The following is a 13,324-nucleotide window of genomic DNA, read 5'->3' on the forward strand; positions in this document are numbered from 1 at the left end:
CCGGGTTGGGTGCCGGAGTTTGCCGGTTGTACCTTTTCGGTGCCGTGGCCGTCGGTCGCGTTGGTGGTGCCCCCGGCCGCGCCCGCCGCTACCTGAACCAGGTCGCGCCGGGCCGCGGTGGTCATCCGCGCATCGCTCAGTGCACGAGGTCCCGCTCGTGCTCCGGGGTGTCCAGCGGTGCCTCCGGCGGAGCGGACCCCAGCCGCCGCTGCAGTTCCTCGCCCTCGACGTCCACGTTCGGCAGCAGCCGGTCGAGCCACTTCGGCAGCCACCAGGCGGCTTCGCCGAGCAGCGAGTGCACGGCGGGCACGATCGCCATCCGGACCACGAAGGCGTCGAACAGGACGGCCGAGGCCAGGCCGAAGCCCATCATCGCGACCAGGTCGTTGGTCTCCATGATGAAGCCCGAGAAGACGCTGATCATGATGACGGCGGCGGCCGCGACCACCCGGCCGCTGTGCTGGAAGCCGGTGACGACGGCTCCCCTCGCCGGGGTGCCGTGGACGTACGCCTCGCGCATCCGGGTGACCAGGAAGACCTCGTAGTCCATGGCGAGGCCGAAGACCACCCCGATCATGAAGATCGGCAGCGTCGTCATGATCGGGCCGGTCTGCTCGACGCCGAAGAAGCCGGCGCCCCAGCCCAGCTGGAACACCGCGACCAGTGCGCCGAGCGCCGCGCTCACCGAGAGCAGGAAGCCGAGCGCCGCCTTCAGCGGGACCAGGACCGACCGGAACACCAGGAGCAGCAGCAGGAAGGCCAGGCCGACCACCAGGGCCAGGTAGGGCAGCAGTGCGTCGGACAGGGTCTGCGAGAAGTCGATGAACAGCGCGGGCTGGCCGGTCACCAGGATCTCGGTGGCGCCGGCGGACGCCGCGAGCGAAGACGCCTTCGCGCGGATGTCCATGACCAGCTTCTCCGTCTTGGAGTCGGTCGGTCCGGTCTTCGGGACGACGGTGAGGATGGCGGTGTCGCCCGCCTTGTTGGCGACGGCCCCCGAGACCGAGTCGACGCCCGCGGTCTTCTTGAGGGCTTCGCCGACCTCGTCTCCGGCGGCGGCCGCGTCCTCGCCCTCGACGGTCACCGTCAGCGGGCCGTTGAAACCGGGCCCGAAGGAGTCGGACAGCAGGTCGTACGCCTTGCGCTGGGTGGTGTCGGTCGCCATCGTGCCCTCGCCGGGCAGGCCGAGCTCCAGCTTGGTGGCGGGCAGGGCGAGCGCGCCGAGGCCGACCACCGCGACGAGGAGCACACCGAGCGGGTGGCGCACGGCGAAGGAGGCCCAGCGGGTGGACAGGTTCGGCTTGGTCCGCGCGGCCAGCTCGGCGGCCTTCTTCTCGGACCTGCTCTGTTTGCGTGCCGACAGGGGCTTCTTCGTACGGACGAGGCGGCGGTCCGCGACCCGCAGCACCCGGCGCGGCGCGAAGCCGAGCAGGGCGGGAACGAAGGTGACCGCGATCAGTACGGCGACGGCGACCGTACCCGCCGCGGCGAGGGCCATCTTGGTGAGGATCGGGATGCCGATGACCGCGAGGCCGGCCAGCGCGATGATGACCGTGACCCCGGCGAAGACGACGGCCGAACCGGCGGTGCCGACCGCGATGCCCGCGGCCTCCTGGGGAGTGCGGCCCTCGGTGATCTCGGAGCGGTAGCGGGAGACGACGAACAGGGCGTAGTCGATGCCGACCGCGAGGCCGATCATCATCGCGAGGGTCGACGTCGTGGCGGACAGCCCGAGCGTGGAACCGAGCGCGGTGATGGCGGAGACGCCGACACCCACTCCGATCAGGGCGGTGAGCAGCGGCATACCGGCGGCGATCATCGAGCCGAAGGTGAGGAACAGCACGACGGCCGAGATCAGCACGCCGATCTGCTCACCGGTGCCGGAGGCGGTCTGCTCGACCGCGACCGCGTCACCGCCCGCTTCGACGGTCAGACCGCCGTCGCGGGCCCGGTCGGTCGCCCCGGTGAGCGCGTCGTGCGCCGCGTCGGTCAGTTCGGTGGCGGCGACCTCGTAGGACACCACCACATAGGCGGTGCGGCCGTCCTCGCTGACCGAGTGGGCCGTGAACGGGTCGGCGACACCCCCCACCTGAGGTGCCTCGCCGAGCTCGCCGACGAGCTTGTCGACGGCCGGCTTCTCGTCGGCGATCTTCTTGCCCTCGGGCGCGCGGATCACCACCCGGGCGGTGGCGCCCTCGGCGCCGGCGTCCGGGAACTTCTCCTCGAGCAGGTCGAACGCCTTCTGCGATTCGGTACCCGGCATCGAGAACTGTTCGGCCGGCGGTGTGGGAGCGGACGAGGCCGCGGCACCGACGCCGAAGACGATCAGCACCCACAGCAGGGTCACGAGGCCGCGCCGCCGGAAGGCGAAGCGGCCGAGTCTGTAAAGGAAGGTAGCCACGGAAAACCGCACTCCCATCGAGCAGGGAAGGAGGAATACATGCCGCCGACCGCCCGGGCGTGAACACCGTGCGGTCGGCTCCGACATGCACACACGTTGACCCAGTCGGCCGTCGGTGGGCCGGATTTCCCCGTGGGCCAGGACCGGTCCTCGAGCGGACTTCGAGCGGAGGGATCACTTCCGGCCAGTCGCACCTCGCCGGCCGCCCGGCCCGGAGCTACTTGAGGCCGCGAAATGGCCGATGCGGGTCGGTACTTGTGAAGCGGGCTGGGAACATGCTCGACGGGCTGCGTGCATACGCGCCGGACGTCCTGGTCAGCACACGTCGTGTCGGTGGACGTTCTCCGGGCAGTGCGTGACGCGGTCCCCGCCCGCGTCCGTGACCCGCAGACCGAAGGCGAAGGCGAGCGCGAGGACACCGAGCAGGACCAGGAACCGGACGGCGCGGGGAAGCCGGGCCCACGGACGGGGCCGGGACGAGCGGCCCGTTCGCCACGGAGGGCGCTTCGAAGGGGCGGCCTGCCGCGCATCGGCCGATGCGCGGGACCCCGGTGCGGATGTCCGGTCGCACGAGTGCGTGATCGAGGACCGCGCCTCGTGCCCCGGCCCGTCCGCCACCGCTTCACGGCAGACCTTGCAGATGTACGAAGTCATGCGCCCCCCTGGTGTCCGGCACACGGTAGCCATGGACCCGTGCCGGTGCCAGTGGCGCTTCGTCCGGCGGCGACGGCGAGGACGCGGGGCAGGCGGGGCGTTCGCCGCAGGGTGAGGTGCAGCGGGTCTTCCCCGAAGGTCCGGGGCCCCGCCGAGGACGAGTCTCCGCCCATCGCTTCGAGCCACGCCTGTCGACACGAGCGCGCGGGCGGTGCTCACCAGCGTGTGTCACCGCTGTGCGACGTGTTCCTCGAGCCGGCCGGGCAAGGCCGCGAACGCCGGGGACATCGTGGCGTCGGACCGGGTCGGAGCGGTCGAGCGGCCGCCGTCCTCAACCGTGATCGTGTAGCTCATCGCGTCCCTTGCGCGGCTGGGCCGTTCCTCCTCGGTCTCGGGGACGGCCGCCGCCACCAGCCGCTCCAGCTCCCCCGCCGCGTTCTCGGGGAGGGTGTCGGAGTCCAGCGCCTTGGGCGGGAGACCCAGGCGGACCGCGGCCGCCTGGCCTCCGTGCACTTCCCAGGTCACCTTCATCTCCAGGATGACGCGGACCCTGCCGGGAGTTTCCTCAGGCAACAACTTCTGCGCACGCTCGGTCACTTCGGGCCCGGCGGCCGGCGGAGCGGCGCCGGGCAGGAGGCCCTGGGACAGGCTCCGCGTGCCCGCCGTTCCGGCTGGCCGATCATCCTCCGGCCTCCTCGTCCGAGCGGGTCTTCGCCGATCCGGCGCCATGCGCGGGCCCTGAATGGATCACCGTGGTACGGCCGCCGGGGGCCGGGGGATCCAGGGGGCCGTGCACCGACTCCAGGACCCTTTGGCCCTGCCGGTCGACCCACTTGGTGAAGAGTTCCTGCGAATATCCGAAGATGACGGCCCACGCGATGATCTGGGCCGAGGAATCGAGCGCGGTGAGTCCGGGCACGAATCCTCCCCGCATGAGGAGAAGGCCGAGAACCGCCGTGAGGGCACCCGCGGGGAGCTTCAGTGCCGCGAGGGTGACCGGAACCGGGTAAGAGGTCGACGTGCCCCTGATCTTGCGCAGCGCCGACGCGGCCGCGACTCCGGCGGCGACCAGGCCGACGATTTCCACGACGAGGTAGTCACCCCATGTCGTGACGGCGGCGAAGTTCTGGTCGAGTTCAGTGGACTGGGGAGAGTTCTGGCTGCTCGTGGGACAGACGATCGCATAGGAAACCTTCCCGCTCTCAGTGGGTTCGGCACTCGGTCGTGGAGAGTCGAAGCACAGCGGCACCGAGTCCGGGAAGACGGCGGTCAGTACCGCCACCATCGTCGCCAGGACGAACAGGAAGACGGCCACCCCGCAGACGATGCGCACGAAACTGCCCGCGCGCAGCTTCTCGCGCAGGGCCACGCCGTGCGCGACCTCCACGGCTTCGAGGACGGCGATCAGTTCCGTCTCGTCGATGAGACGTCTGCGCGCGTACTTCTCCATCACGATCTCCGTGGCGATCCTGCGCGGGTCGTCTCGCGTCAGGTGTTCCCTGACCACGGCGAGGAGTCCCGGAAGGTAAGGGGCCACTTCGTCGGGGGACGGGAGGAACGACTTCAGCCAGAGCAGGCGTGCGGTATTCAAGTGGATTTGTGCCACGGTGACATGCGACCCGAACGGCGCCCGGCGGTGCACGTCGAACGTCACGGTCTTCTCCGCGCACTCGAGCTCTTCCTCGGCCGCGCCCAGAATCTTCTGGCCCTCCGGCCCGCCGGAAGCCTGCATCGCGCGCTTTCGCTCACCGATCAGAGCCCTGAGTTTGCGGACCGAGGCGAGGGTGTCCTCACCGAGCTCCCAGGAGTGCCGCTCTCGGTACCACTCCGAGTACCGCCCCGGCACCCTTCTTCGAATCCATCGACCGAGTCCCATGCGCTCATGGTCCGCATTCAGCCGGGTGCGGGTGCCGATTGCCCCGAACAGGGGTGCGTCGCCCCGGGGCGCCGGCACGCACCGGGGCTCATCCGCCGGCGGAACACATTCACTTGCGCCCCACGAGAACCGAACACCACGTCAAACACGTGGTACGGAGGGCAGATCGACATGTCCACGAAGACGGAGGAACGTGGGTGGGACCCAGATTACGAGGGGGAACGGCGGTACTGGCCGCCGTGATGGCCGGGACGCTGATCACAGGGGCGGCGCCGGCCGGCGACCCGTCGGCACAGACCGTGAACTCCCCCGCGCAGCAGGGCAGAAAGGCGAAGCCGTCGTCGACCGCGACCGTGACGCTGATCACCGGCGACCGCGTCGTCGTCGGCTCCGGCGGACGGGTCGTCCGGCTCGTCCGCGGCAAGGGTCGTGAAGAGACCGGCTTTTCGGTACGACGCGAAGCCGGGCACACGTACGTCATCCCGCGGGACGCCCTGCGCATGGTCGCCGACGGCGTCCTCGACCGGCGGCTCTTCGACGTCGCCCAGCTGGTCGAGGACGGGTACGACGACGCGCACCGCAGCACGCTGCCCCTGATCGTCGGCTACCGGCAGAAAGAAGCCGGAGCGAGGAGCCTCGCCGCCTCCGGCGACCCGCTCGGCGGTGTCGCCCGCCACCGCCGCCCGCTGCCCGCGGTCGCCGGAGAGTCGTTCGACGCGCCCAAGGCCGACGTCAGGACCCTGTGGTCGGCGGTCGCGGGCCGCGCTCCGGCCCGCGCGGCGAAAGCCGCTCCCGCGGCGCCCATCGCCCGCCTGTGGCTGGACGCCAAGGTCCGGGCCACCCTCGACACGAGCGTGCCGCAGATAGGCGCGCCCGCCATGTGGAAGGCGGGCCACACCGGCAAGGGCGTCAAGGTGGCGGTCCTGGACACGGGGGTGGACCAGGACCACCCCGACCTCCAGGGCGTCGAGATCGCGGAGAAGAACTTCAGCTCGTCGCCCGGTCCGGAGGACCGCGACGGGCACGGCACGCATGTGGCCTCCATCCTCGCCGGGACGGGCGCGCGGTCGGGCGGCCGCTACAAGGGCGTGGCGCCCGACGTGCAGCTCCTGGACGGCAAGGTCCTGAGCGACGGCGGTTTCGGCAACTCCTCGGGCATCGTCAGAGGCATGCAGTGGGCCGTCGACCAGGGCGCGCAGGTCGTCAGCATGAGCATCGGGATCAACGACTTCGAGGACGTCGACCCGATGGAGGCGGCGGTCGCCCGGCTCTCCGACAAGGCCCTGTTCGTGGTGAGCGCGGGCAACTCGGGCGACAGGCCCGGCACGATCAACTCGCCCGGCAGCGCCCCCGAGGCACTCACCGTCGGCGCGGTCGACAAGCAGGACCGGATCGCGCCGTTCTCCAGCCGCGGCCCGACAGCCACCGGGGAGTCCAAGCCGGACATCACCGCCCCGGGCGTCGACATCACCGCCGCCCTGACCACGAAGAGCCCGGAGTCCTCGGGTGACGGCTACACCACCATGAGCGGGACCTCGATGTCCGCCCCGCACGTGGCGGGCGCCGCCGCCCTGCTGTTCCAGCAGCACCCGACCTGGAGCGGCGCCCGGATCAAGGCGCTGCTGACCGGATCGGCCAAGCCCAACCCGGAGCTCGACGCCTCCCGGCAGGGCGCGGGCCGGGTCGACCTGGAACGGGCGGCCACCGCCTCCCTCGTCTCCGAGCCCGGCTCGCTCGACTTCGGCACACAGCTGTGGCCGCACGCCGACGACGAGTCGGTCACGAAGTCCCTCACCTACCGCAACTACGGCGACCTGGCCGTCACACTCCGGCTGAGCGCGGCCGGGACCGACGCGTCGGGCAGCCCGGCCCCGGCCGGGATGTTCACCGTGAAGGACGCCGAGCTGACCGTCCCCGCCGGCGGCAGCGCGACGACCACCGTCACCGCCGACACCCGCCAGGGCTCGGCCGACGGTACGTTCGGCGGCAGCGTGCTGGCCGAGGGCGACGGCCAGTCGGTGCGCACCGGCCTGGCGGTCGTCCGCGAGGTGGAGTCGTACGACGTCACCCTGCGGCACACGGGTGTCGACGGCGCGGCTCCGTGGAGCTACTACAGCACGATCACCACGGTCGGCACGGACGTGCCGGAGCACATCGACTTCCCGAACCACCCGACGGGCGTCATCACCCGGCGGCTGCCCAAGGGCGACTACCAGCTGGAGAGCTTCGTCTACAACCCGGACGACAAGCTGGCCGTCTTCGTCCAGCCGGTGCTGAAGGTGACGGCGAAGACCACGATCGACCTCGATTCCCGCAAGGCCAAGCCGTTCGCCGTCACCCTCCCGGATCCGGACGCACGACTGGTCAGCGCCACCGTCGGATACGACGACCAGGCCGCGGGGACGAGCAACTACTGGGTCACCAGCGGCCAGACCCAGATCCTCACCGCGGCGCTCGGCCCGGCCGGCGCCGGCCTGCGCGCGCAGTACAACGGTGTGTGGAAGGCCCCCGGCACGGCGGGCGAGAACGTCGACTACCGGCTCGCCTTCCACCGCACGGGCAGGTGGTTCACCGGCCTCGACCGCACCGTCACCCGGGCCGACCTCGCCGAGGTGAAGCTCGGCTTCGGCGCGTCCGTCACCGGGGCGAAGGGCCGGATCTGGGTGACGCCGACGGACAGGAGCGGCTACGGCGTCGGCACGCAGGACCCGGTCGAGCAGAGTCTGCCGCTGACCAGCACGCAGTACGTCAGTACCACCGGCGTGCGCTGGCACTGGAGCGCGGCGCAGCTCAACGCCCAGGACGAGCAGCGCATCATCTACAGCAAGGGCCCGGTGTCCTACAGGCCGGGCACACGCCACACGCTGAACTTCAACACCGGTGTGGTCGGCCCCGATCTGGAGGCCGGGAACGAACAGAACGCCAGCCGGTACGGCGACTACATCGACGCCAGCGTCCAGCTGTTCAACGACGGCAGCGGTCACTCGGGCTCATCGGTGGTCACCGACGGCTTCGCCCGGCTGGAGTCGGGCGGCCGGGTCATCGCCGAGGGGTCGAGCAACGACTGGCTGAGCGCCGAGGTCGCGGCCCCCTCCGCGGTGTACCGCCTGAGCGTGGAGGCGAGCCGCTCCGCCGAGGACACCTCCACCAGCACGAAGGTCTCCTCGGTCTGGACGTTCACCTCGGCCCGTCCGGCCGAGGACCAGTCGGAAGTGCTGCCGTTGTCGACGGTACGGCTCTCGCCGAGGCTGAGTCTGAGCGGGACGGCTCCGGCGGGCGGCACGCTGAAGGTGCCGCTGCGGCTGGGCGGCGCGGCCCGGGCGGCCGGGCAGGTCGCGGCGCTGACCGTCAAGGTCTCCTACGACGGGGGCGCGACCTGGAAGCGGCTCACGGTGAGGACCGACGCGAAGGGGGCGCGCTCGGTGAGCGTGAAGCACCCGGCGACGGCCGGGGCCGTGTCCTTCCGCGTAGACCTGAAGGACAAGGGCGGCAACACCGTGCGGGAGACGATCGTGAACGCCTACCGGCTCGCGCCGTGAGGTGACCGCACGACGGTGACCACCGCACGGCGGCTAGTGCCGCGTCAGTCAAGGTTCGCCCGTCAAGGAGCGGCGTCATGGGGTCCCCCTGCTCGAAGAGCCTGGGGAAGTGCCGGGCGTCGCGACGGGGCGAACCTTGGCCGACGCGGCACTAGGATCTACGGCGACCCGCACCGACGACGGCCCGGCACGATCAACCACAACGACGGCGGCCGCGGCGTGTACTTCATGGACCCGGTGGGCCACGCCATGGAGCTCATCACCGTGCCGTACGGCGGCTGGACCTCGTAAGCCCATGTTCCGAGGGCCGCGCACCGGCAACGGGCGCGGCCCTCGTACGCCGCTCGTTCCCGGTGCGCTCGCGGCCGGCCGGTGGATCGGCGTGGCCGGGTCGCCGTCCGAGGGCGCCGTCCAGGACAGGGTCCCGTCGGTGACGAGATCGAAGCTCCTGGGTACCGGGGGAGGCACCGGCAGCTGGTCCTGAACCAACGGCGAGCGAACGGTGTCGTGGCCGCTGCTCGTGGATAGGGCCGAATGGACAAGCCGAGTCGGCGCGGCGGTCGTAGAGGCGAGGGGCGGGCAGCCCGTCACGGCGGGCCCTTTCGCCGAGTCGCACCGAGGCAACCCGGCCGACGGCGACCTTCAGCCCGAACTCCCCGGCCCCTGCGAACCAGCACCATCAGGGAGTCCAGCCATGACATCAGCCACCGCGCCGGAAGAACTCGCCTACACTGCCGCGCCCAAGGTTCTGGCGGAACACCTGGCCCGCCTGACCAGGCCGACGGAGACACCAGGCCCAGCAGAATCCGGATGCGCTGGCCAAGTACATCAAGGCCGTGAACTTGCTGAAGCATGAGGAATCCGGCAAGTCCACCGTCGACTTCGGGATCCCCGGACCGAAGAATCCGGTCTACAGCTTCGACGTGTTCGTGTTGTGGCACCTCCGGGTGAGCAACACTCCCATCCCGCCGAACGGCAATCCCATGCTGCGGAACTGGGCCCACCGCGGGCCGGTCTTCCTGCCGTGGCACCGGCTGATGCTCCTCTATCTGGAGGGCCAGTGTCAGCGAGTGCTCGGGGACGACAAGACCTTCGGGCTGCCGTACTGGGACTGGTCGGCCGACGCCGACAACGGCTCCGGAGCCCCGATCTGGGCGCCCAACCGCATGGGTGGCCAAGGCAACCCCGTCTCGGACAGGCCGTTCGCCTATCGCCCCGGCGACCCGAACAGCTTCACCGTACGCGTCGAGAGCGACGACCACGGGCAACCCGTCCAGTCGAACGGCGGCGACGGCCGAAGCCTGACAAGGGAGTTCGGCGCGAACTGGGACAGCCTGCCCACCACGGTGGACGTGAAGAACGCACTCGCCTTCGCTTCCTCCGGGCCGAATCCGAAGCCGGGAGACGGTACGACGTCGTCGACTACAGCGCCGTCTCGGACGGCTTCCGAGGCCGCCTCGAAGGGTGGACCCCGCACGTGGCCCCGGCCAATCCCTATGAGGGCGAACGGATCGACGACCCGCTCGACCAGCCGAAGGCGTTCTTCACCAACATCTGAAGCATGCTGGACCGGCGCGAGTACTACACCTATGACTCGTTGCCCTGACAGATCGAACGGGCCGACTTCCAGCTGCCGCGGAAGCGAGTCATACCCGCAGGCTGATCTCTTGCGCCGCGCGATAGATTACGGGCGACACGAGAGAAGAGCTCGCATGGACTCCCGCATCCCGCGGCTGCGACGCAAGCTGGCGCACATCCCCTACGCACCCGACCGAAGCCATTCCTTCGGCGAAGAGCGGCACAGATTCCGTCTCGGCCCCCGTCTGCCCGAAGCCCGGGCAGACGCCTTTGAAGCCGAGCACGACGTGGAACTCCCACGGCCTTATCGAGACTTCCTCACGAGCATGGGCCGCAGCGGCGCGTCCCCGTATTACGGATTGATCCCGCTGGAAAGCTGCGCCCTGTTCACGATGAACCCCACTGGCGCCGACACCGGTTCAAGAGGATTCACCCGGACCCACCGCTCCACGCGCGACGGTCACCTCTTCCTGCACATCATCGAACGTGGCTGCAGCGATCTCGTCCTCATAGGCGTCACCGGCCCTCTCACCGGACGCATGCTCATCGGCAACGCCGACGGCTTCCGGGGCCCGAACGTCTCCTCCGCCCCGGACTTTCTCGCCTGGTACGAACGATGGCTCGACCACATGGCCACCGGCCTGGACAACCGCGCCCTGGAACTCACCTCACCCCGACTCCACGCTCATCCGAATCGACACCGTCTCGCTTCGAAGATCTGACCACCAGTGGTGGCGAAGTATCACGACAAGCCGGGCTCGGTGAAGAAGCCTGTGATCGCCGCAAGTCGGAATGCGACCAGGCCGGTACGTGGTGAAAGCGATCCTCGCCCTTACCTGTCTGTCCGGGATCTGCCCCGGCCCGGTGCTGAAGTCCTTGAGCCGGACGCGGACCGCTCCGTCCGGGGCGTTCTCCTCGGGCTGATCGGCGCCGAGGAACGAAACGACCCGGGCCCGGGCGTTCAGCACACGTACGTGCACTCAAGTCGGCGTGGAGGTCCTGCCCGCCTTCTTCGCCCGCGTCTTCGCGCGCCCGACTCTCCTGAGGACCAACGGCACCGCTACGCCGAGGGCCACCTCGACCGCCGCCAGGAGCAGGAATCCTCGGGTGGTGCCCGCGGACAGGGTGATTCCCAGAGCAACCGCAGCACCGACGGAGAACCCCAACGACGGTCGCCAGTCGTCGGTACGGATCATCGTCCAGCACAGGGGCGGAAACGAGAGGGCCGCGATGACGAAGACAGCCGTGTACCGGCCGTAGCCGTCCGGCACCCCGCACGCCCAGCGCCGGCCGTTGGAACTCCACTCGCACCCGCCCTCGACAAGCCCGGTGGCCCCCCAGCCGAGCGCGACAGCGAAACACAGCCCGTAAAGGGCCCCCGCCCCTGGCTGTTCATGCCCGGAGTCTACCGAGGCAGGGTGATGTCAGTGGTGCGGCATACGATCCTGGTATGCGAGCTTCAGGAACGTTCAGAGTCGCCGGCTTCACCCCGGCGCCGGTGCCGAGCCCCGCGATCGAGACGGCGCTGCCCGTCGGTGTCTCCACGATGGAGAAGCAGTACGAGGGCGAGATCGCCGGCCGCTCCGCCACGTTGTTCACGGCCGCGTTCGACCAGTCCCACGGGGCGGGGACGTACGTCGCCATGGAGTCCTTCGAGGGGACGATCCACGGGCAGGCCGGCGCCTTCAATTTCGCACACTCCGCCACGACCCTGGGCGAAGGGAGGGAGAGCGAGTTCTTCGTCATCGTGCCGGCCAGTGGAACGGGCGCGTTGGCCGGGATCACCGGGACCGGCGGCATCGCGGTCGACGCGGACGGCACCCACCGGATCTGGTTCGACTACGAGTTCGGCCGTTGAAGTGCTCTCCCTCGTGGATGACTCCGTTGGGAAATCCGCAAACCGGTGATGACGAGTGTGCTGGGCTTTCATGATCGGCCTGCACGACTCACCACCACTCGGTCTCCGGAAACGATTCAGTGCACCGGGAAGCCGAAGGAGTAGCCCTGCTCCTTGAGCCGGGGGAGGATGCGGCGCAGGGCTTCGACGGTCTGGGAGCGATCGCCGCCCGCGTCGTGGAAGAGGAGTGTCGGTCCGTTGGGGAGTTCCCGCTCGACCGTGGCGACGATGGCGTCCGTGCCCGGCTTCTCGAAGTCCTTGGTGTCCACGTTCCAGCCCAGCGGCCGCATGCCCCGGGAAGCGGCCAGTTTGCGGCTGTCGGGGGTGAAGGCGCCGCCGGGGGCACGGTAGTACATCGGCCGTACGCCCCCGGACGCCTTGGTGATCATGCGCTCGGCGTCGAGTATCTGCTGTGACCGGTAGGCCGGGGACTTCCTGTCCATGGCGGTGTCGTGCGACACCGAGTGGTCGCACAGCCGGTGCCCGGCCGCGACCACCCTCTTCACGAGGTCCGGGTGGGCCTGCGCCTGCGTCCCCACCATGCAGAACGTGGCCTTCACCCCGTGCTCCCGCAGCACGTCGAGCATTTGAGGGGTCCACACGGGGTCGGGGCCGTCGTCGATGGTGATGTTGACACCACGCGCCCCCGCGTCCGAGGCGTGCACGATGCTCACCGCCACCGCCTTGACCTCACCACCCGGTATGCCCGGCGCCCCCGACTCGACCTCACCGCCCGGCTTGGCCTCACCGCCCGGCTTGGCCGACACGGCCGCCCGGGGCGACGAGGCCGGAGTGTCGGGCGTGCCCGACGAGGCCGCCTCGGGCGACGAGCCGCGCACGACACCGGCCTGCGCGGTCCACACCGAGGCACCGGCGGCCAGCACCGTCACCCCGAGCGCCACCCCGGCCATCTTGCCGTACCAGCCCCGCCCGCCACCGTGCCGTGCCATGCCCGCCCCACTTTCCCGCAGTTCCTCGCCGGCCTTCGGTCGCCTTCCGGCCATCCGGCAGGACGGCAGGACGGCAGGCGACGGTCACAGGATGCATCCATCAGTGATCATGGACAATCCCGGGAAGAGGCACGGACAACTCCGCGAACGGTGGCCTGGACCGGGCCGGCACCTGCGGGCGGTCCCCCGGGGAGTGTCGGGTGTGCATCGGCGACGGCCGGGGACACTTCACCGTCGGCATCTACGTCTGGAGCCAAGTCATCGAGGGCGGGGTCGAGTTCGCACTCCGCGCACCGTCCGCGGTCCGGGGCCCCGGGCCGTCCGCAGTCGGCAGCGGAACAGCATGCGACTGCACTTCAGCCATGCAGGAAAGCAGGGATGTCGGACGTTCACGTCCACGCGCGCCTCGACGTGAATCGCATCACACCC

Annotated in this window: 9 protein-coding genes and 2 pseudogenes; 5 read left to right on the forward strand and 6 right to left on the reverse strand. The window is 70.2% G+C overall.

From position 1 onward, the window contains the following. Positions 1-136: 136 nt before the first annotated feature. The 4 genes from ACFW6B_RS36610 to ACFW6B_RS36625 all read right to left on the reverse strand — a co-directional run bounded on the left by ACFW6B_RS36610 (position 137) and on the right by ACFW6B_RS36625 (position 4,931). On the reverse strand, positions 137-2,401 hold the full coding sequence (locus ACFW6B_RS36610) for an MMPL family transporter (RefSeq protein WP_386603328.1): 2,265 nt from the start codon (positions 2,399-2,401) through the stop codon (positions 137-139). A 315-nt stretch (positions 2,402-2,716) separates the two neighbouring features. Next, positions 2,717-3,055, reverse strand: coding sequence for a hypothetical protein (locus tag ACFW6B_RS36615; protein WP_386603331.1), 339 nt, complete (start codon positions 3,053-3,055; stop codon positions 2,717-2,719). Between the two features lie 228 nt (positions 3,056-3,283). Continuing rightward, the gene (locus tag ACFW6B_RS36620; protein ID WP_386603333.1) at positions 3,284-3,628 is read right to left on the reverse strand and encodes a protealysin inhibitor emfourin; all 345 of its coding nucleotides are present in this window, start codon (positions 3,626-3,628) and stop codon (positions 3,284-3,286) included. A gap of 106 nt (positions 3,629-3,734) precedes the next feature. Beyond that, entirely contained in the window at positions 3,735-4,931 is a 1,197-nt protein-coding gene (locus ACFW6B_RS36625) for a hypothetical protein (RefSeq protein WP_386603335.1), read from the reverse strand. A gap of 197 nt (positions 4,932-5,128) precedes the next feature. Between ACFW6B_RS36625 and ACFW6B_RS36630 the strand changes: the two genes are divergently transcribed. The 4 genes and pseudogenes from ACFW6B_RS36630 to ACFW6B_RS36645 all read left to right on the forward strand — a co-directional run bounded on the left by ACFW6B_RS36630 (position 5,129) and on the right by ACFW6B_RS36645 (position 10,770). Then, a complete protein-coding gene (locus tag ACFW6B_RS36630; RefSeq protein WP_386603337.1) occupies positions 5,129-8,470 on the forward strand; it encodes a S8 family serine peptidase in 3,342 nt (1,113 codons plus the stop codon). Between the two features lie 144 nt (positions 8,471-8,614). After that, positions 8,615-8,761 (forward strand): annotated as a pseudogene (locus tag ACFW6B_RS36635) (VOC family protein); the annotation flags it as partial. Between the two features lie 656 nt (positions 8,762-9,417). Then, positions 9,418-9,729, forward strand: a pseudogene (locus ACFW6B_RS36640) (tyrosinase family protein); the annotation flags it as partial. A 453-nt stretch (positions 9,730-10,182) separates the two neighbouring features. Continuing rightward, a complete protein-coding gene (locus ACFW6B_RS36645) occupies positions 10,183-10,770 on the forward strand; it encodes an SMI1/KNR4 family protein (RefSeq protein WP_386603418.1) in 588 nt (195 codons plus the stop codon). A 258-nt stretch (positions 10,771-11,028) separates the two neighbouring features. Here ACFW6B_RS36645 and ACFW6B_RS36650 read toward each other — a convergent pair whose 3' ends face one another. After that, positions 11,029-11,319, reverse strand: coding sequence for a hypothetical protein (locus ACFW6B_RS36650; RefSeq protein WP_386603340.1), 291 nt, complete (start codon positions 11,317-11,319; stop codon positions 11,029-11,031). A 179-nt stretch (positions 11,320-11,498) separates the two neighbouring features. On the opposite strand from ACFW6B_RS36650, the gene ACFW6B_RS36655 reads away from it, so the two are divergent. After that, entirely contained in the window at positions 11,499-11,906 is a 408-nt protein-coding gene (locus ACFW6B_RS36655; protein WP_386603342.1) for a DUF3224 domain-containing protein, read from the forward strand. Positions 11,907-12,022: 116 nt separating this feature from the next. Here ACFW6B_RS36655 and ACFW6B_RS36660 read toward each other — a convergent pair whose 3' ends face one another. Next, positions 12,023-12,895 carry a polysaccharide deacetylase family protein gene (locus ACFW6B_RS36660; protein WP_386603344.1) on the reverse strand — a complete coding sequence of 291 codons (873 nt, stop codon included), beginning with the start codon at positions 12,893-12,895 and terminating at the stop codon, positions 12,023-12,025. Positions 12,896-13,324: the final 429 nt, after the last annotated feature.

It is taken from the genome of Streptomyces sp. NPDC058751 (assembly GCF_042746485.1).
In the GTDB taxonomy this organism is placed as follows: Bacteria; Actinomycetota; Actinomycetes; order Streptomycetales; family Streptomycetaceae; genus Streptomyces.

Bases quoted from the DNA above. Each gene is read 5' to 3' on its own strand.
- ACFW6B_RS36615 (WP_386603331.1), bottom strand. From the start codon at position 3,055: ATGACTTCGTACATCTGCAAGGTCTGCCGTGAAGCGGTGGCGGACGGG.
- ACFW6B_RS36625 (WP_386603335.1), bottom strand. From the start codon at position 4,931: ATGGGACTCGGTCGATGGATTCGAAGAAGGGTGCCGGGGCGGTACTCG.
- ACFW6B_RS36645 (WP_386603418.1), top strand. From the start codon at position 10,183: ATGGACTCCCGCATCCCGCGGCTGCGACGCAAGCTGGCGCACATCCCC.
- ACFW6B_RS36655 (WP_386603342.1), top strand. From the start codon at position 11,499: ATGCGAGCTTCAGGAACGTTCAGAGTCGCCGGCTTCACCCCGGCGCCG.
- ACFW6B_RS36660 (WP_386603344.1), bottom strand. From the start codon at position 12,895: ATGGCACGGCACGGTGGCGGGCGGGGCTGGTACGGCAAGATGGCCGGG.